The sequence below is a fragment of the Candidatus Nucleicultrix amoebiphila FS5 genome, from assembly GCF_002117145.1.
GTDB lineage: Bacteria > Pseudomonadota > Alphaproteobacteria > Caedimonadales > Nucleicultricaceae > Nucleicultrix > Nucleicultrix amoebiphila.
In genome coordinates, this window is sequence record NZ_CP008743.1 from 836,605 (window position 1) to 855,052 (window position 18,448).

The 18,448-nt window shown below is 39.0% G+C and carries 17 protein-coding genes; 3 read left to right on the forward strand and 14 right to left on the reverse strand.

Annotated elements, in window-relative coordinates:
• Positions 1–94: 94 nt before the first annotated feature.
• Positions 95–1,075, forward strand: coding sequence for a trypsin-like peptidase domain-containing protein (locus GQ61_RS04060; RefSeq protein WP_085784092.1), 981 nt, complete (start codon positions 95–97; stop codon positions 1,073–1,075).
• Positions 1,076–1,155: 80 nt separating this feature from the next.
• Here the strand turns inward: GQ61_RS04060 and GQ61_RS09160 are convergent, their stop codons facing one another.
• The 8 genes from GQ61_RS09160 to GQ61_RS04100 form a co-directional block, all read right to left on the reverse strand.
• Entirely contained in the window at positions 1,156–1,458 is a 303-nt protein-coding gene (locus GQ61_RS09160) for a hypothetical protein (RefSeq protein ID WP_157111140.1), read from the reverse strand.
• A gap of 135 nt (positions 1,459–1,593) precedes the next feature.
• A complete protein-coding gene (gene uvrB, locus GQ61_RS04070) occupies positions 1,594–3,633 on the reverse strand; it encodes an excinuclease ABC subunit UvrB (RefSeq protein WP_085784094.1) in 2,040 nt (679 codons plus the stop codon).
• Positions 3,626–5,260 (reverse strand): ABC transporter ATP-binding protein, encoded by a 1,635-nt coding sequence (locus GQ61_RS04075; RefSeq protein ID WP_085784095.1) that lies wholly within the window; start codon positions 5,258–5,260, stop codon positions 3,626–3,628. Before GQ61_RS04075 ends, uvrB begins: the two co-directional genes overlap by 8 nt.
• Positions 5,257–6,291: an ABC transporter permease gene (locus tag GQ61_RS04080; RefSeq protein ID WP_085784096.1), complete on the reverse strand. Its 1,035-nt coding sequence runs from the start codon at positions 6,289–6,291 to the stop codon at positions 5,257–5,259. The genes GQ61_RS04075 and GQ61_RS04080 overlap by 4 nt, the downstream gene beginning before the upstream one ends.
• On the reverse strand, positions 6,292–7,398 hold the full coding sequence (locus GQ61_RS04085; RefSeq protein WP_085784097.1) for a microcin C ABC transporter permease YejB: 1,107 nt from the start codon (positions 7,396–7,398) through the stop codon (positions 6,292–6,294).
• A 6-nt stretch (positions 7,399–7,404) separates the two neighbouring features.
• A complete protein-coding gene (locus GQ61_RS04090; RefSeq protein WP_085784098.1) occupies positions 7,405–9,237 on the reverse strand; it encodes an extracellular solute-binding protein in 1,833 nt (610 codons plus the stop codon).
• Positions 9,238–9,246: 9 nt separating this feature from the next.
• Entirely contained in the window at positions 9,247–9,759 is a 513-nt protein-coding gene (locus GQ61_RS04095) for a c-type cytochrome (protein WP_085785059.1), read from the reverse strand.
• A gap of 114 nt (positions 9,760–9,873) precedes the next feature.
• Complete coding sequence (locus tag GQ61_RS04100; RefSeq protein ID WP_085784099.1) at positions 9,874–11,283, reverse strand: DNA recombination protein RmuC; 1,410 nt, start codon at positions 11,281–11,283, stop codon at positions 9,874–9,876.
• Between the two features lie 108 nt (positions 11,284–11,391).
• On the opposite strand from GQ61_RS04100, the gene GQ61_RS04105 reads away from it, so the two are divergent.
• Positions 11,392–12,654, forward strand: a complete 1,263-nt coding sequence (locus tag GQ61_RS04105) for a NupC/NupG family nucleoside CNT transporter (RefSeq protein ID WP_085784100.1) — start codon at positions 11,392–11,394, stop codon at positions 12,652–12,654.
• Here the strand turns inward: GQ61_RS04105 and GQ61_RS04110 are convergent.
• From GQ61_RS04110 to GQ61_RS04120, 3 genes are read right to left on the reverse strand one after another with little or no spacing between them, the layout of a single operon-like run.
• Entirely contained in the window at positions 12,641–13,132 is a 492-nt protein-coding gene (locus GQ61_RS04110; RefSeq protein ID WP_085784101.1) for a GNAT family N-acetyltransferase, read from the reverse strand. The genes GQ61_RS04105 and GQ61_RS04110 overlap by 14 nt on opposite strands.
• Positions 13,129–13,983 (reverse strand): hypothetical protein, encoded by an 855-nt coding sequence (locus GQ61_RS04115; RefSeq protein ID WP_085784102.1) that lies wholly within the window; start codon positions 13,981–13,983, stop codon positions 13,129–13,131. The genes GQ61_RS04110 and GQ61_RS04115 overlap by 4 nt, the downstream gene beginning before the upstream one ends.
• Positions 13,980–14,558, reverse strand: coding sequence for an AAA family ATPase (locus tag GQ61_RS04120; protein ID WP_157111141.1), 579 nt, complete (start codon positions 14,556–14,558; stop codon positions 13,980–13,982). The genes GQ61_RS04115 and GQ61_RS04120 overlap by 4 nt, the downstream gene beginning before the upstream one ends.
• A 185-nt stretch (positions 14,559–14,743) precedes the next feature.
• Here GQ61_RS04120 and GQ61_RS04125 point away from each other — a divergent pair, with 185 nt between their 5' ends.
• Positions 14,744–15,913 carry a hypothetical protein gene (locus GQ61_RS04125; protein WP_085784103.1) on the forward strand — a complete coding sequence of 390 codons (1,170 nt, stop codon included), beginning with the start codon at positions 14,744–14,746 and terminating at the stop codon, positions 15,911–15,913.
• A gap of 106 nt (positions 15,914–16,019) precedes the next feature.
• Here GQ61_RS04125 and recR read toward each other — a convergent pair whose 3' ends face one another.
• Genes recR through GQ61_RS04140 form a run of 3 tightly spaced genes read right to left on the reverse strand, consistent with a single transcriptional unit; the run spans position 16,020 to position 18,288 of the window.
• Positions 16,020–16,610 (reverse strand): recombination mediator RecR, encoded by a 591-nt coding sequence (gene recR, locus GQ61_RS04130; RefSeq protein ID WP_085784104.1) that lies wholly within the window; start codon positions 16,608–16,610, stop codon positions 16,020–16,022.
• A gap of 15 nt (positions 16,611–16,625) precedes the next feature.
• Positions 16,626–16,949: a YbaB/EbfC family nucleoid-associated protein gene (locus tag GQ61_RS04135; RefSeq protein ID WP_085784105.1), complete on the reverse strand. Its 324-nt coding sequence runs from the start codon at positions 16,947–16,949 to the stop codon at positions 16,626–16,628.
• 25 nt (positions 16,950–16,974) lie between these two features.
• On the reverse strand, positions 16,975–18,288 hold the full coding sequence (locus GQ61_RS04140; RefSeq protein ID WP_085784106.1) for a DNA polymerase III subunit gamma/tau: 1,314 nt from the start codon (positions 18,286–18,288) through the stop codon (positions 16,975–16,977).
• Positions 18,289–18,448: the final 160 nt, after the last annotated feature.

Genomic DNA, 18,448 nt, shown 5'->3' on the forward strand with positions numbered 1-18,448 from the left:
ATTAATATAAAATACAAATTATTTTAATATTGCTTTTCAGAGATTTACAATTTACTGTTGGATAATTTTACTGCTAACAATTTTTTAAGCTCCCATGTATCAAAAATCATTATTTTTAATTCTTTTAGTGACATTCAATTTTTATACCTCTGCAACCTTTGGGATTTTAATCCATGAAGAAAATGACTCCAAAGAGCATTATAAAAAAGCTCAATCCCACCCTTATGCTTGTAGTGTTTTACTCAAAGATTCTCAAGATCAAAGAAGCAATGGTTCAGGTGTCTATATAAAAACTAAATCTGGCAAAAAGTGTGTTTTAACTGCAGCTCACGTAGCTAAAGGCAAAGAAGGAGGGTTAGTGTACTTTGATGCCACTGAAGAGTGCTATGAAGTCGATTCAATTCATCTTCATCCTCATTTTGACCTATTCCAAGGCATCATTCATTCTTTTGATATAGCCATTTTAAAGTTAAAAACACTCCCCCCAATTAAGCCCGCCACACTTGATACAAAAATTAAGACAGGCCCAATTAATAGTGTCGTTATTGGCAGTGGCATCTATGGAAAATTTAATGCTCAAAATCAAGCTCGATATTTAAAACGCAGCAATTACTTACCTCTTGCAGTTCCTCTAAAATTCTCAAAAGTAGAAATTCTCCTCTATCAACGTCCTTCGAACCTTCCTAAAGACATGTGTCTTCCTCTAAATCTTGAAACCAATTTTATGAAAGAAACAGGAAGCAATAAAACTGGTTTTCCTACTGGAGGAGACAGTGGTGCCCCCATTATTTCTGAAAAAAGCAAACGTCTGATTGGCATTATCACAGATGGTCCTAGGTTTTTTTCTCACAATCCCTGGCCTATTACAGAACAATACTTAGCAAGACCTATTGTTAAAGGACTCAAAATCATAGATAACATACTCAACAAAATAGCTCCATCCTATCAAAGTACATGGCGTGAAGCCTTCCAATGGTTCTTCACAATTCCTGAAGTTGTCATTAAGAGTGAATCCCATGGTGCACTCATCACACACAAAACGATCAAGTGGATTGAAAGCATTTTAGACGCTTAAGATAACAAATATTGCTATTTCAATATAAAAAAACCCGAGAATTTTTAAATTCTCGGGTTTTAAATAGAGTCTAAAAGTTCTTATTCTTCAGCTTTTTTCTCTTCAGATTGAGATTCACCAGCCGTTGCTTCTTTTTCTTCAGGCTTATGAGTTACCACTTCTTCTGCTTTTTCGGCAGCTTTTTCAACTTCTTCAGTTACTTTCTTCGCTTCTTGCTCAACTGTATTCACTGCACTTTCGCCTACTTCAGCAACTTTTTCTTCAACTTTTTTGCCTTCTTCTTCGATCTTTGCTTCTTCTTTTTTAGCTTCTTTGTTATCGCAAGCGGCAAGACCTAAAGCCATAGGAATAGACAATACTGCCATTAATGTTTTTAAATTCATAGAAAACTCCTCTTTATTAATAAAACTCGAATAAAATTTAACCTATTTCTCAAAAATATGCAATCTAAGACCTTGGAATATAGTTTTTCATGTAAAATAACTCTTATTAAAGCTGGAAATCACGATTTTTGACAGTTACGAACGACGTCTTTTTTGAAATTTTGTTCTATTTGTAGTGATAGAAATTTCAAGATCTTGATTTTCTAGACGCTTCAAAACATCTCTATATTTTGCAGCTTCTTCAAATTCAAGATTACTTGCTGCTGCCAACATCTTCTTTTCTAACTCTTTCATCATTTGTTTTCCATCTTTTCCTTGCAGCTGCATTTCTTCGGGTAAATTAAGGTCGATGGTTGTATGATCCTGCTCATAAACGCTTTCTAGAATATTGTTGATTGATTTTTTAACTGTTTCAGGCGTAATACCATAGGCCGCATTATAGGCTTGTTGTCTTTCGCGACGACGACTGGTTTCTTCCAAAGCGGCGGTTAACGACTGGGTCATAATATCTGCATAAAGAATAGCTCGACCATCAACATTGCGCGCCGCTCGTCCAATCGTTTGGATTAAAGATGTTTTAGAACGCAAATATCCCTCTTTATCCGCATCTAAAATGGCCACTAACCCACACTCTGGAATATCTAATCCTTCTCTCAATAAGTTAATGCCAATCAAAGCATCAAATATCCCCAACCTTAAGTCACGGATAATTTCTATGCGCTCCAGAGTCTCAACATCAGAGTGGATATAACGAGCTTTAACTCCTGTTTCATTTAAATATTCGCTCAGCGCTTCTGCCATCTTTTTAGTTAATGTTGTAATAAGAATACGATACCCTTTGGCTACAACTTCTCTACACTCAGCCATTAGATCATCAACCTGATGCGTCGTTGGACGCACAATACAGACTGGATCAATGAGACCTGTGGGGCGAATCACTTGTTCTGTAAAAATCCCTTTTGTCTGTTCTAATTCCCAAGGACCTGGTGTTGCTGAAATAAACACTGTCTGAGGACGCATTTTCTCCCATTCTTCAAACTTTAATGGTCGATTGTCAACGCAAGAAGGTAAACGAAATCCATATTCAGCAAGCGTCGATTTACGAGAAGCATCTCCCTTATACATCCCTCGTATCTGAGGAACAGAAACATGACTTTCATCAACAAGAAGAAGGGCGTTTTTAGGTAAGTACTCAAATAGAGTTGGCGGAGGCTCTCCTGGTGCACGACCTGTCAGGTATCTGGAATAATTTTCAATGCCGGGACACATCCCTGTAGCAGCCATCATTTCAATATCGAAAGTAACGCGTTCCTTAAGGCGCTGATATTCAATATGCTTTGAAGCAGCCGCGAATTCCTCTAAACGAATTTTGAGCTCTGCCTGAATCTGCTTAATGGCCTGCTGAATCGTTGGTTGTGGCGTTATGTAATGGCTATTTCCATAAAGACGCACTGCATTAAGCGTTGCTTCTTTCTTCCCAGTCAAAGGATCTATTTCATCAATAGATTCTATTTCATCTCCAAAAAATGAAATTCGCCAAGCTCTACTATCCAAATGAGATGGAAAAATTTCGATTGTATCTCCACTGACGCGAAAACTTCCTCGTATAAACCCTATATCATTTCTTCTATATTGAAGTATTACTAATTGTTTTAAGAGTTCTCTTTGTTCAATAGAAGCGCCAACTTCTAAGTCCACTACCATTTTACTATAGGTTTCAACAGCGCCAATACCATAGATACATGAGACGCTCGCAACGATAATAACATCTTGCCGCTCTAAAAGAGCCCTAGTTGCAGAGTGCCGCATACGATCAATTTGCTCATTGATGGAAGCTTCTTTTTCAATATACGTGTCTGAACGAGGAACATAAGCTTCTGGTTGATAATAATCATAATAAGAAACGAAATATTCCACTGCATTGTTAGGGAAAAACTCTTTCATCTCACCATAAAGCTGCGCTGCTAGAGTTTTATTTGGGGCTAAGATTAATGCAGGACGACTCAAACTTTGGATTACATGAGCCATTGTAAAGGTTTTACCTGACCCTGTAACCCCTAAAAGAACTTGGTTTACTTCACCTGCATTAAGACCTTCCGTCAGCTGGCGAATGGCTTGAGGTTGATCCCCCGCTGGCTCAAAAGAAGACTGTAGACTAAAAAGTTTGTTAGCCATGATTATTTATTTCAAGATCTAATGCTGCTTTCAGTAATGTCTTTGTATACGCATGCTTAGGACGTTGAAATAATGCTTCAGTTGCACCAAACTCAACTGCCTCTCCTTTATGCATAACCATAATATGATGACTCATAGACTTTACAACTTTTAGATCATGACTAATAAACAAATAGGAAAGCCCTTTTGCTTTCTGCAATGCCCTTAACAAATCTAAGATTTCTTTCTGAATTGCGCGATCTAATGCTGATGTTGGTTCATCCAAAACAACTAATTTCGGCTTTAAGATAATAGCTCTAGCAATAGCAATACGTTGACGCTGTCCACCTGAAAATTCATGGGGATATCGATGGCGCGTACGCTCATCTAACCCTACTTCTTTTAAAGATTGAGATATCCGTTTTTCGCGCTCATTTTTTGAAAGAGTCGGTTCATGAACTTCAAGTCCTTCTCCAATAATTTCACTCACACTTAAACGTGGGCTTAAAGAGCCAAAAGGATCTTGAAAAACCAACTGCATGAAACGTCGATAAGACCTCAAAGCTTTATTTGAAAGATCAGTAATAGAATTTCCTTCAAAATAAACACGACCCGTATACTGTTGCAGACCAAGAATAGCCATTGCAAGCGTAGTTTTCCCCGAACCACTTTCTCCCACAATACCTAGAGTCTCACCTTCTCTTAGCTCAAATGACACATGATCAACAGCTTTCACAGTCCCCACAACTTTTTGAAGCAAGCCGTGCTTAATAGAAAAGTTCACTTGTAGATCATTGGCCTTTATCAAACTACGCGCTGATTTCTTAAGAGAAATCGCCTTTCCTGATGGTTCAGCTCTGAGTAACGTTTTTGTATAAGGATCTTTAGGTTTTGCAAACACAGTCTTAACGCTTCCTTCTTCAACGATCTGACCATTTTGCATCACCAAAATACGATCTGCCATTTTGTGAACCACGTTCAAGTCGTGGCTAATCAATATAAGAGACATCCCAAACTTTTTTTGAAGATCTTGTAAAAGGGCCAGGATGGCTGCCTGAGTCGTTACATCAACAGCTGTTGTGGGTTCATCAGCGAGCAAAATTTTCGGACGACTTGCAACGGCCATGGCGATCATTACTCTTTGGCGCTGCCCCCCCGAAAGTTGGTGAGGATAAGATGAAAGACGTTGCTCTCCATCGTGAAACCCCACTAACTTCATGAGTTCAATAATTTTTTTTCTTCGTTCTTCTTCTCGCAAAATCCCTTGATGAAGAATCAATACCTCACTTATTTGCTTTTCTAAAGTATGGAGAGGATTCAACGATGTCATAGGTTCCTGAAATATCATCGATATTTCATTACCCCGAATCTTTTGCATTCTTGAAGATGACGATTGAAGAAGATCTTCACCTTCAAAAAGTATCTTTCCGTGAGGATGGTGAGCCAACGGATAAGGAAGAAGACGCAAAATTGAAAGAGCCGTTACAGATTTTCCAGAACCACTTTCGCCAAGTATCCCCAGCGTTTCTCCCATTTTAAGATTAAAAGATACTCCTTTAACCGCATTGAACTGTTGATCAGATTTACCAAAGCTTACATGTAAATTTTTGACTTCCAAGATTGAAGAATTCGCCTTTGCCATGATCATCGACTCGTCTTTCGAGGATCGAAGGCATCACGCACTCCCTCCCCAATAAAAATCAGTAAGCTTAAAGTTACTGCAATGGCCATAAATGCCGTTATACCAAGCCACGGTGCATGCAGATTGTTTTTTCCTTGAGCTAACATTTCTCCTAATGAAGGAGATCCAGGCGGTAAACCAAAACCCAAAAAATCCAATGAGGTTAAAGTAGTAATGGCCCCATTGAGAATAAAAGGTAAATAAGTTATCGTTGCTACCATAGCATTAGGCAACACGTGTCTAAACATAATTTTAAAATTTGGCACTCCGAGTGCGCGAGCAGCTTTTACGTAATCAAAATTACGTGCTCTTAAAAATTCAGCGCGCACAACGCCAACTAATGCCATCCAATTGAAAAGCAACATAAAGCCAAGGAGCCACCAAAAATTTGGTACGACGAGGCTACTTAAAATAATAAGTAAATAGAGCGTCGGCATTCCCGCCCAAATTTCTATAATACGCTGCAAAATAAGATCCAGTCGCCCACCAAAATATCCCTGAATTCCACCTGCCAATACACCGATAACTGAACCGAAAACCATTAGAATTAATCCAAACAAGACAGAGATCCTAAAGCCATAAATCAACCTTGCTAAAACATCACGTCCTTGATCATCCGTTCCTAAAAGATTGTCTGCAGTTGGTCCAGAAGGAGCGGGACTTGGAAGATCGTAGTTGATGGTATTGTAACTATAAGGAATCAAGGGCCATATCATCCAGCCTTTGGTCTTAATCTTTTCAATTAAATATGAATCTCGATAATCAGCTTCTGTCTCAAAATCTCCTTTAAAATCTTGTTCACTGTAGGTAACAAAAATCGGAAAATAAAAGCTTCCTTCGTATCGAATTAACAAAGGTTTATCGTTACAAATAAATTCAGCAAATAATGTCACAAGAAAAAGACAGAGGAAAATCTTTAAAGACCACGCCCCTCTTCGATTAGCTTTAAAATGCTGCCATCGCTTTTTCGTGAGGGGAGAAAAATTGATTAGAGCCATCTAACCCACACGCCTTTCAAAATCAATTCTTGGATCCACAAACATATACGCCAAATCACTAATAATGTGGAGAGACAGACCAACAAGTGTATAAATATAAAGCGTTCCAAACACAACGGGATAATCACGATTTAAAGCGGTTTCAAAGCTTAAAAGTCCAATTCCATCGAGTGAAAAAATTACTTCAATCAAAAGAGATCCCGTAAAGAAAATATGAATAACAGCCGCTGGTAACCCCGCAACAACTACGAGCATTGCGTTACGAAAGATATGCTCATAAAGAATCTTTCTCTCACTCAGGCCTTTTGCCCTTGCCGTAATCACGTATTGCTTGTTGATTTCTTCTAAAAATGCATTCTTAGTCAAAAATGTTAGATTCGCAAACCCACTAATAACGAGAGCAAAAATTGGTAAAGTAATATGTTTAAAGTAATCTAGTATCTTCCCTCCCAAGCTCAAAGTCGCCCAGTTATCAGAAACGAGCCCTCTTAAAGGAAAAATGGACCAAAAACTTCCCCCACATAAAAAAACAATCAATAAAATTGCAAACAAAAAGCTTGGAATGGCATAAGCAATAATAATCACAGTACTCGACCAAACATCAAAATTTGAACCATCTCTCACTGCCTTACGAATTCCAAGAGGAATAGAGACAAGATATATAATTAATGTCGACCACAAGCCTAAGGATAATGAAACAGGAAGTTTCTCCTTGATCAGATCCACAACTGAGATATCCCGAAAATAACTTTGTCCAAGATTAAACGTTACATAGTTTTTCAGTAGAATAAAAAACCGTTCGTACGCTGGCTTATCAAAGCCATACATCTTTTCAATTTGCTTGATAAATTCAGGATCTAACCCTCTGGAACCTGAATATTTGGATGCCATTTCCTCTCCCTTAAAAGTATCAATTTTAGAGACCGATAAATCGCCAGCTTCACCAGCAAAACGCGCTGTAGCACCGACTGCTGTGCCACGAATTTTCGCAATCATCTGCTCAACAGGACCGCCAGGAGCTGCTTGTATAATGATAAAATTGATTAAAATAATTCCAAATAAGGTTGGAATTAATAAAAGAAAACGACGCAGAGCGTAAGAAATCATTCAGTATTACTTTTCGTTCACAGGTTTTTGATCCACCCAAAAGGCATCAATATCGATTCCATATTCAGGAAAATTATCCGGATGGTGGACTTTTTTCCAATGGGCAATATTAGTTGTATCAGAATACCAAAGAGGAATGGTATAAAATCCCCATTGAAGCACACGATCAAGAGCGCGAGTTCTTTGCACGAGCGTGTCATGATCATCAGAATCAATCAGTTTTTCAACAAGCGCATCAACAATAGGATCTTTGATCCCTGCATAATTACGACCACCAACAATATCTGCTCTATCTGACCCCCAAAACTCCCTCTGTTCGTTACCAGGAGAGCTACTTTGAGGAATCACTTGCATACAGATGTCAAATTCATAATTCTCAATGCGACGTTCATATTGAGCCGCATCTACCATACGCAATGTCGCCTCAATGCCAATTTTTCTAAGGTTTTCTATAAAATTATGGAGCGCTCTCTGAAGGTTTGCATCTTGTATCAAAATCTCAACTTTCACAGGCTTACCGTATTTTGGGTCCGTCAGAACTTTTCTTTTTTGATCAACTTCGAATCCAGCTTTCTTTAAGAGTGATTCGGCAATTCCTAAATTCTTTCTAAGCGCTTCTTGTGATCCAGAAATAGGGGGAGAAAACACTGTCGTAAATACTTCGGAAGGTAACTTATCTTTGTACTCATTCAGTAATTTTAATTCATCTCCTTGAGGAAGACCTGTTGCTGCGTACTCAGAATTTTCAAAGTAGCTCTTGAGTCTTTTATAAAAACTATAAAAAAGATTTTTATTGGCCCACTCAAAATCCAAAGCGTACACCAGAGCTTGACGGAATAATTTATCTTTAAACAATTCACGACGCGTATTGTAAATCAAGACTTGAGCAGGTCTAGGATTCTTATCCTTTACTTGCAGCTTTATAATATCTCCTCGACTTATCTGGGGGATATCATATCCCTTCACCCAGTTTTTTGTTGAAGATTCAATACGCACATCGTAGTCACCACTCTTAAAAGCTTCAAAAGCTACAATGTCATCTCGATAATAATCATATCGTATACGTTCTATATTATATCGCCCTTTATTGACTGCTAAATTCTTTCCCCACCAATTATCAACTTTTACGTAAGTGATTGAATGACCAGCTTCAAATTTTTCAATTTTGTAAGGACCGCTGCCAATAGGCGGCGTTAAATCAGCTTTTTCAAAGCCCACCTTTTCATAATAAGCTCTTGATAAGATGGGCATCTCCCCCACAATCATCGCTTGCTCACGACTGTCACCATTAATAAAAGTAAATTTAACCCCTCGTTCTCCTGACTTTTCAACGTTTTTCACTGTTTGATAATAGGACTTGTAAAGAGGACTCCCTTTTTGAATCAGCGTATTAAAGGAATAAATCACATCATCTGCAGTTATCGGAGAACCATCATGAAATGTTATGTCTGAGCGCAACGTATAAATCACCCAAGTATTATCTTCAGACCACTCAATGGTCTCTGCCGCATAACCATAATCCTCTTGAGAACGATCATAAGACCTGCGCGATAAAGTAGCGTGCATTAAAGATGGGAAAAGAATCGTCATTCCCGCAACAGGCGTTCCCTTCACAACAAAAGGATTAAACGAGTCAAAACTTCCAATAGCTCTGAAAACTATTTCTCCCCCTTGAGGTGCATTGGGATTCACATAATCGAAATGAGTAAAGTTTTTGGGATAATGTAAGGGTGCATTGAATAATGAAATACCATGCTTAACCCCAAGACTTTTATCAGCTGCTTGGGTTAAAGATGCAAAAATCAAAAAGAACGTTAAAAATGACAACCATAGACGCATTGTAATATCCTAATTAGCGGGCAATGGAAGGGGGGAATCATTCAACGTTCGAAGGTATGCGATCAAGTCAGCTCTATCTTGAGTTTTTTTAAGTCCAACAAAAGACATTTTTGTACCTTTAATATACTCACGAGGTTTGTAGAGAAAATGATTGAGGGATTCATAATCCCAAGTTCCAGGATTTTGAGTAAGCGCTGATGAATAAGCGAAGCCATCGACGTGTCCATGTTTTGCTCCAACTACTCCCCAAAGATTGGGACCAATTTTGTTTTGTCCACCTTTTTCAAAGGTATGACATTGTAAACATTTTTGAGCTACTTTCTGACCATTTTCTACACTTGCTTTGGCTAAAAGAGGAGTTATAGGTTCAGCAACATCAGGCCCAGAAACTGCCGTCACACTTCCTGATTCTTCAACACCTTCAATTTCGTAAGCATTTTTTGCTAATTTTTCAGGTTCAACAAGATGATTCGCAACGATGCCTGCAATCACTGAAATTAAGAGAGCCAATAACAAAGCCATAATTATTTTATTTATCTCAAAATTACCCAAGAGAACTCACCCTTTATAATATGATTTAAAGGTGATTTTATCAGTTCGATCAGGCTTTGAAAAGGCGCTTGGATAAAATTATCCTCAAGGATGCTCAGTGTGAGAACGCTTTATAAAAGAAAGAGGTTGCTTTGTTTCATGAGAGATGACGTCACTTTGAAACTCCGGAGCTTGAAGCTCACGTATCTGAGGATCAAGAGACTCTAAAATATCAATGTTTTCTTTGTCAGGAGCACTCCCTAATTCTCGAAATCGTCTCGCTTGCGGCATTACTCTGCTTTCAAGTGTTCCTATAGCCTTATTATAAGACTTTACAGCAACGCCTAAATCCTGCCCAAGCTTTGCAACGTGCCCTCCCATATCAGAAAGACGTTTATACAACTCTCTTCCCAAATCACTAATCTCACGCGCATTTTCAGCAATTTTTTCCTGCTTCCAACCATAGGCAACGGCATGGAGCAGTGCCATTAAGGTTGTTGGTGTTGCTAAGATAACGCGCTTTTCAGCCCCCAATTCCATTAGAGTTGGATCTTGTTCAAGTGCAGCACTAAAAAATGTTTCACCTGGAAGAAATAACACGACAAATTCTGGAGTTTCTCCTTCTTTAAACTGATCCCAATAGGAACGGCTTGATAAAGCTATAATATGGGTTTTTACTTGTCGCGCATGTGCACGTAAATTTTCAATACGCGCTTCATCATCCACTGACTCCAAAGCTTCCAGATATGCAGATAAAGGAGCTTTTGCATCAATAATGATTTTTTTGCCTCCCGGTAATTTTACAATCATATCTGGACGTAAACGACCTTCGTCTCCATCAATGGATTGCTGTTCAATAAAATCACAATGAGCTGTCATACCACTCATCTCAACAACCCGTTTTAATTGCATTTCTCCCCAGCGTCCTCTTACATGCGGTGTACGTAAAGCTTTAACCAGATTAGCTGTCTCTTGACGCAACTCTTTTTGAGAAGAAATCATTTCTGTCACCTGATGCCGCAACACTTGATACGCTGTAGATCTTTCCTTTTCGAGCTCAGCCAGTTTTTGATCAACGCCTTTTAAAGATTCTTTTAAAGGAGACACAAGTTCTGATATGGCCTTTTCTTTCAATGCTAAATCACCTTTAGCTGTTTCCTGAAATTTCATGAGCGTCTGCTGCGCCAACTCCAAAAAGGATTTGTTATTTTGCTCTAAGGCTTTTGAAGAAAGAGCCGTAAATGCATCACTTAAATGCTTTTTAGCTTCTTCCAAAATTTTAATCTTCTCTTGGAATGATTCTTCTTTCTTGATCAAAGCAGTTTCAAGAGAAGCCTTAGTTGTCTGCGCTTCCATATACTTTTGTTGAAGCAAAACTAGTGAATCCTCTAACTCTTGCGCTCTCTTTCCTTTTGCTTCCAAAGAACCAAAGCGAGATCTGTGAAAAAAATGAGTGAGCAAAAAAGTCACTCCGATACATCCTAAAAGGATCAGAATAAAAGTTATGTCTAGCATTTATATTTCCTCTTCTGTTCCCATCTGACACGTTTACCAAACAAATTGCAATTCTCTTTTGTCTAGAGTATGACTCTTAAAAAATCCAATCAAAAGAGGATACATCGTATGGAGTCCTATCTAACGGTTTTTCAGGGTTTTCTTGGAGTATTGGTTTTCCTATGTATCCCTTGGCTTTTAAGTGAAAATCGTAAAGCTGTCAGACTCAAGACCGTTGTTTTAGGTATAGGGCTTCAATTTCTTCTGGCTTTTTTGATTCTCAAAATAAGCTATGTTCAAAGTCTCTTTCTTCTCCTCAGTCGAGGCGTAAATGCTCTTAAAATGGCTACCCAAGAAGGCACTAAATTTGCCTTTGGATATCTGGGAGGAGCTGATTTACCTTTTGCACTAAAGGAGAGTGCCAATATTTTTATCTTTGCCTTTAACGCTTTACCTATGATTATTGTCGTCAGCTCGCTCGCTATGCTTCTTTTTCATTGGCGCATTTTACCAATTATTGTCAAAGGATTTTCCTGGGCTTTAAATCGTACATTGAATGTGGGAGGTGCTCTCGGCGTATGCTCAGCAGCCAAAGTTTTTCTAGGACAAACTGATGCTCCCTTACTCATTCGTCCTTACCTCGCTGATATTTCTCGTAGTGAACTTTTCACAATTATGACAGCAGGCATGGCCACCACGTCAGCAACTATTATGGTCGTTTATGCTAATATTTTGGAAAACACTATCCCAAATCCCATCGTGCATATTTTGACTGCATCTCTTATTAGCATTCCTGCTGCCATTACTATTTCACGTCTTATGATCCCCCATGTAGGTAAAGACACATCCGGTGAATTAGTGGTGCCTTATAAATTCAATGGTTTTATGGAAGCTGTTTCTCAAGGAGCCAGCGATGGAATGAAGTTGTTTCTCAATATATTGGCAATTATTATCGTGATGCTTGCTCTAGTTGCTTTAGTGAATTCTCTTTTTAACCTTTTGCCACACGTTGGCGGAGAAGTGCTTACTTTGCAACGTATTTTTGGTTGGATCATGGCTCCCATTACTTGGCTTATGGGCATTCCTTGGGAAGAAGCAAAGATCGCTGGAAATCTTCTGGGCACAAAAACTGTACTGAATGAAGTTGTGGCTTTTATAAGTCTAGCCGCTCTACCAAAAGGTCTCTTGAACAATCATAGCAGTCTCATTATGACCTATGCTCTTTGCGGTTTTGCTAACATCAGCAGTATTGGATTTCAAATCGGCGGCATTGGCACTATGGCTCCCACGCGTCGCAACGAAATCATTGAACTTGGATTTAGAGCCGTCTTAACGGGTACTCTCTCTAGTTGCCTCAGTGGCACTATCGTAGGCATTCTCACACGTTTTTAAAAGATTTGGATAACTCTAGCGACATCAACGTGACAAGTTTTCCCTGCAATTGATCATAACCAATTTTACTCCATTGCATTTGCCCGTACCATCCTTCAAGGGTGGTATCAAAAGTCAGCAAATAAAGTTTCTCAAAGCCCATTTCTCTTACTTTTTCTTCAGCCTTTTTTACCAAAGATTTTCCAACGCCTAAACCTTGATAAGCAGTGTCAACAACCAAAGATCCTAACCAAGGCGTGAGATCTGGTCTTACCCCATCAGTGACTCTTAAACTTACCATGCCTACAGGCGTCATGTTTTCAAGCGCTACATAAGTCAATGGCAATGTCTCAGTATTCAAATGATCTTGAAATCTCTTTTCAATGTTTTTGAGAGGAATGCCAGGCAACCATCGCTCTCCTAAAACTTCCTGCCATATTTGAGCTAAGCGAGGAATATATTGAGGATATTGGTGTAATAAATGAATATTTATCTTCATTGACAATCATCTTGATTAAATTCTTGATTGCTCTCTATATAATATACTTTCCCGTGTTTTATATCGATCGTCGTTCCTTCGGGAAAGTAATAAGGGACAGGCCCCCATGCATTTGTTTCTCGATAAAAAATCCCTTTATTTATAAATTCTTTTTTCTCAATCTCTGGAATAAAATTATTACCGGTGTAGATAGAAAAGAAATAGAGACCATTATCAGATAAATTGGCCAATTTTTGTAACCTTTTTCGTGCTTGGTTTCGACCTTGCACATTCGTATACATATTATCACCATCCATTGCTACATGATAAAATGACACCTCAGGGTTTTTCAAATGAACGCTATCGTATTTTGTGCGTTGAAACAGCTTTAAAGTTTGAGAGGGACAAATTTTTGTATAATCTCCTGGTACTGCTTGAATAAGAATATCATGATATCCTTTTTCATGTGCATACTTTGATAGTTGCTCTACCGCATATTGCGCATATTCTTCAAACAAATCATTTATATGAAAAACACCCTTGGTCCCATATCGTTCAACAAGTCTATCCAATGTCCAAAACAAAACCGCATACTGATATTTTGGGTCATACAAACAGGGATCTCTCTCATTTAATTGGTCGACAAAATTATGAGCAGAACTTACATACATTAAAGCCATCAAAGTGGTCATACGTTGTGATTTTTTTGTATGACCATCTTTACCATAATTTCCAGCACCTAATTCCAGATGAGTCCATAACGTTTCTTCTTGATCTCGCAAAAAGAATTCTTTTGGCTGAGACGTACACGCTGATAAAACAAGCACTAAGAAAAATGATCTTATTTTTAGTAATCGATTTAAGAGAGTCATCTGTATTCCTTTAAATATTTTTTAAGTTGCTCAGCTTGCGTTAAAACATCTAACGTTCCATCAATCACCAAATCTGCTTTCTCTTTCAAATCACTATCAAAGAACAATGGTCGCGACTCATTCAAATAACACTCGAGATCCTCGAAAAAATTCTCTTTTAGAGGCTTATCTTTATAATCTCGAATAGCTCTACGTGCTAAAGCAATATCGAGTGGTACTTCGAGATGCACCCATAGATTAATAGATTGTCCTGTTTGCTCATGCAATCGTCCTAATGGTGCATCAAAAACAATGATGTTTGTTGGTTGCAACTCTGTTTTGAGAACAGGATGCGGTATAATGTTTCTGTTTTTAAGTTCCTCTAATACTCTGGCTAGATCAGGATAATTCCATTCGTCATAGTCTTTTCCCTGCTTATACCATTTAACAAGATTATCGGGACTCGATGATATACCATCAAAGTCATCCCAAAATATTGCCGTCCAACTATTACTCTGGGACAAATGTTTTGCAAAAGTCGTTTTTCCTGCCCCCGAAATACCGCTAATCCCGATGATCATTGGTGCATAATTCAATGTTTACTCTTCTTTCAATATAAAATTTGCCTATATTGCAAATAAATGCTGTGGTTTTAACCAAATTATTTAAAAATCAATTTATTAAATGTCTAGTTACAAAAATGTATCTATTTTATGTATTTGACAAATGGATTACTTTTAAACTATTTTCCACATCACATCTAGTTAGGTCTTTAAATTTTATGCTTAATACTTTCAAATTATCAAGCACCGCAGTTTCTTCACTTACTGTAGCGCTTTTTGCCGTTATGATCACGACCTTCTCTCACTCTCATGATCATAATGATTTACCTATTTTAAAATTTTATTCCACCGGTGATGGCACTCATGGTCTTGAGGGTCAATCAACATTTTTTAAAAATTCTTCTTTCAGTTTTCAATCCTCTGACAACGCCTCATTTTCTCGATTAAAAAAGACATTTTTTGGAAGTTTTAATGATGCTCCCTTTAGATTATCTAAAGAAAACGATCAGAATTTATCAGCTATTCCCCACCTTAAAACGATGCACCGATATAGTGAAGATTACGAGCCTAAACAACCTTTGTCCTTTCGTTATTCTTTTGTACCTTCCTTTCCTACCGAAGAACATCAAATCCAACTTCTTCGCAACGTTTATCCCATTAAAATTTCTGAAATAAATTCAAAAGACGCCTTGGAAGATATTATTAATATGGTCTTTCAGCAGAACCTAGTCGAAGATGATCAGGAAGTGCCTAATGAGGTTCTTCATCAAGAGCTCGCTGAAGATGATCTTCAAGATGATCCAATTGAAGTTGTCTTGCATCAAGATCTCGGTGAAAATGGGCTGCAGGATGATGGTGCTATAGAAATTCAACAAGCCCACGTTGAACAAGTCGATTTTTGGGATCAAGGCGGTTACGAGGATAATGAAGAGTTTCAAGCGCTCGATTTGCCTGATGTTTCCGAACATGAAGAAAAAAATGAAACTTCCAATGATGATCTTGATGATGAAGCAGGTCCTAGATCTGCTATGCTTCAGTTAGCAACTATAGAGACGGAAAATTACTTCGATAGGGCCAGTACTGAAGATCAAGAAGACTTTGGAGTGACAGTCCCTCCTCACCAAAGACGCGTTAATTTTCTGGAATTACCCCATTCAAAGCGTCGTCAGAGCGCTCCCTTACCATTAATCTCAGGAGGCTTTGACGCATCAAAATCAAAACGCGCAGAAAAAAATCGTCGCGCCAGCTTTCCTATGAGTAATAAAGAAAGACAAGAATACAATATGGATCGCTTACGCAGAAAAAGAGAGATCTATCCTAAAACTTGTCACGCTTGTCAGGGAAATTGCTACGCAGATTTCGACTCTATGATTAGACAAAGAATTTGATCGATACTGTCCAAAACAGAGATATCGTGTTTTTCTAATAAAGATACGAAAATAAGCTTATTTTTCTGGACCACATCGCTTTGCTCGTAATGAAAGAGGCTAAACTTTATAGATTCTGCCGACCTATGAGAGCCCGAGCTACTGTTCCTTCATCCAAATAATCCAGTTCACCCCCTAAAGGAACACCATGGGCTAGAGCCGTTAAAAGGACTCCGGAATCAACCAATCGCTCAGCCAAATAATGAGCTGTCGTTTGTCCTTCAACAGTCATATTCAGTGCCATAATAACTTCTTTAACCTCCTCACGCTCAATTCGTTCAATGAGTTGAGGAATATGCAAATCATCAGGCCCTACCCCATCAATGGCTGAGAGAGTCCCTCCCAAAACGTGATAGCGTCCCCGAAAAGTGGCTGAACGTTCCAATGCCCATAAATCTGCCACATTTTCCACCACACACAATTGAGTTGAATCACGGTTTTTATCTTCACAGAATCCGCAAGGGTTAATTGCATCTAAATTCCCGCAGATAGTACAGCTTTGAATGCGCTCAGCAGCATTTATCATGGCCTCAGCTAACGGCTTCATCAATTCTTTACGATGTCTTACCAAATGTAAAGCTACTCGCCGACCCGAACGGGGACCTAATCCTGGCAGTTTCGATAACAGCTGAATAAGACTTTGCAGATGGGGACTCATGGATCGTTTTTACTCTTAGAAAGGGAGTTTCATACCACCAGGCAGCCCCATGCCGCCCGTAACTTTTGACATTTCATCACTCGCCATGGCTTCGGCCTTAGCCTTGCCATCATTCACGGCAGCTACAATCAAATCTTCCAACATTTCTTTATCTTCACCAGTCAAAAGTTCAGGATTAATTTTCAAACTCTTGAGCTCGCCTTTACCATTGACCACAACACTGATCATGCCACCACCAGCAGAACCATCAACAGTCATGCTGCCCAGCTTTTCTTGGACTTCTGTCATTTTAGCTTGCATTTGTTGCACTTGTTTCATGATATTGCCAATATTCTTCATTCTTTATTCCTTTCAAACAATATGATTATGCGAGAGATTCAATCTTCGCCCCAGGGAATGCTGCCAAGACTGCCTTTATCATGGGCGATGAGGGTATTTCTTGAGCGATTGAGGGCTCAGAGAATGTTTGTGTTTGCGCATTGGCATTCGCTCTTTCCGGCATTTTTACGAGCTGCTGAATCACTTCACTAGGCGTAGGCAGATTCTGCAAATAACAAAGACGAATCAACACCATTTCGCCAGCCATCTCTACATTGGGGGCTTGTTTCATTTCTTCTAATCCCTTAAGTAATCCTTGCCAAAGACGACTTAACATAGGCACAGAAAGTTGCGTTGTCCAATTTTTTAAACGCTCCATTTCTTCATCAGAAAACCTGGGATCTTTCAAAGTTTCAGGAGCAATTTTTAAAGCATGCAACGTGTGAGTCAAAGACATTAAATCTTCGATCAACAATACTGGATCCGCTCCATCACCATAGAACGATTGAAACACCTTGAGGCAAAGCCCTGCATCCCCTTTTATGATTCCTTCATAGAGGTTCAGCAAGCTACTTTGATCGACTAAACCAAGCATTCCTTGTACGCTTTGACGTGTAATTTTTTTTTCGCTAAGCGTAATCGCTTGATCTAATAATGACATGCCATCACGCACCGATCCTGCTGCTGCGCGCGCTAAAAGGGCCAAAGCTTCAGGCTCAATACTGGCTTCTTCTAGATTAGAAATTTTTTGCAAATGCTCCATCAGGACTGGAACGTCCACGCGCCTTAGATCAAAACGCATGCAGCGCGATAAAACTGTCTCAGGTACTCGACGAATCTCTGTGGTGGCAAAGATAAATTTCACATGGGGCGGTGGTTCTTCCAAAGTCTTAAGCAAGGCATTAAAAGCACTTTTGGAAAGCATATGCACTTCGTCGATAATATAGATTTTATAACGCGCTGAGACAGCTTTATACCGCGATGCTTCTATCACTTCACGAACATCATCCACTCCCGTACGACTAGCTGCGTCCATCTCAATTACATCCAAATGAGCATCCTGATCAATCGCCACACAAGAAGAACAAATGCCACACGGCGAAAGCGTTGGCCCACTCTGACCATCAGCACCTACACAATTGAGTGCACGCGCCAAAAGCCGTGCTGTAGTGGTTTTACCCACGCCACGCGTTCCTGTTAATAAAATTGCGTGGGGTAATCGACCTAAGGTAATAGCATTAGTCAATACTTTGACCATAGCTTCTTGGCCTATCAGGGCATCAAAGGTCTTAGGGCGGTATTTGCGGGCAGCAACCCGATAGGTTTGATCTCCAGGAGTTTCGCTTAAAAGCTCTGTCATACACCATCCATAAGGTTAAATTTGGTCCTCAGCATAGTGAGTTTTTCGAGGGAATTGAAGAAAAAAGTAAATCATTTTTAAGAAACAACACCCTCTGCAAAATGAAATAACAAGACTCCCTTTAGATTCTCTATTACTTTGGCTTCCTTTCTCTACTTTA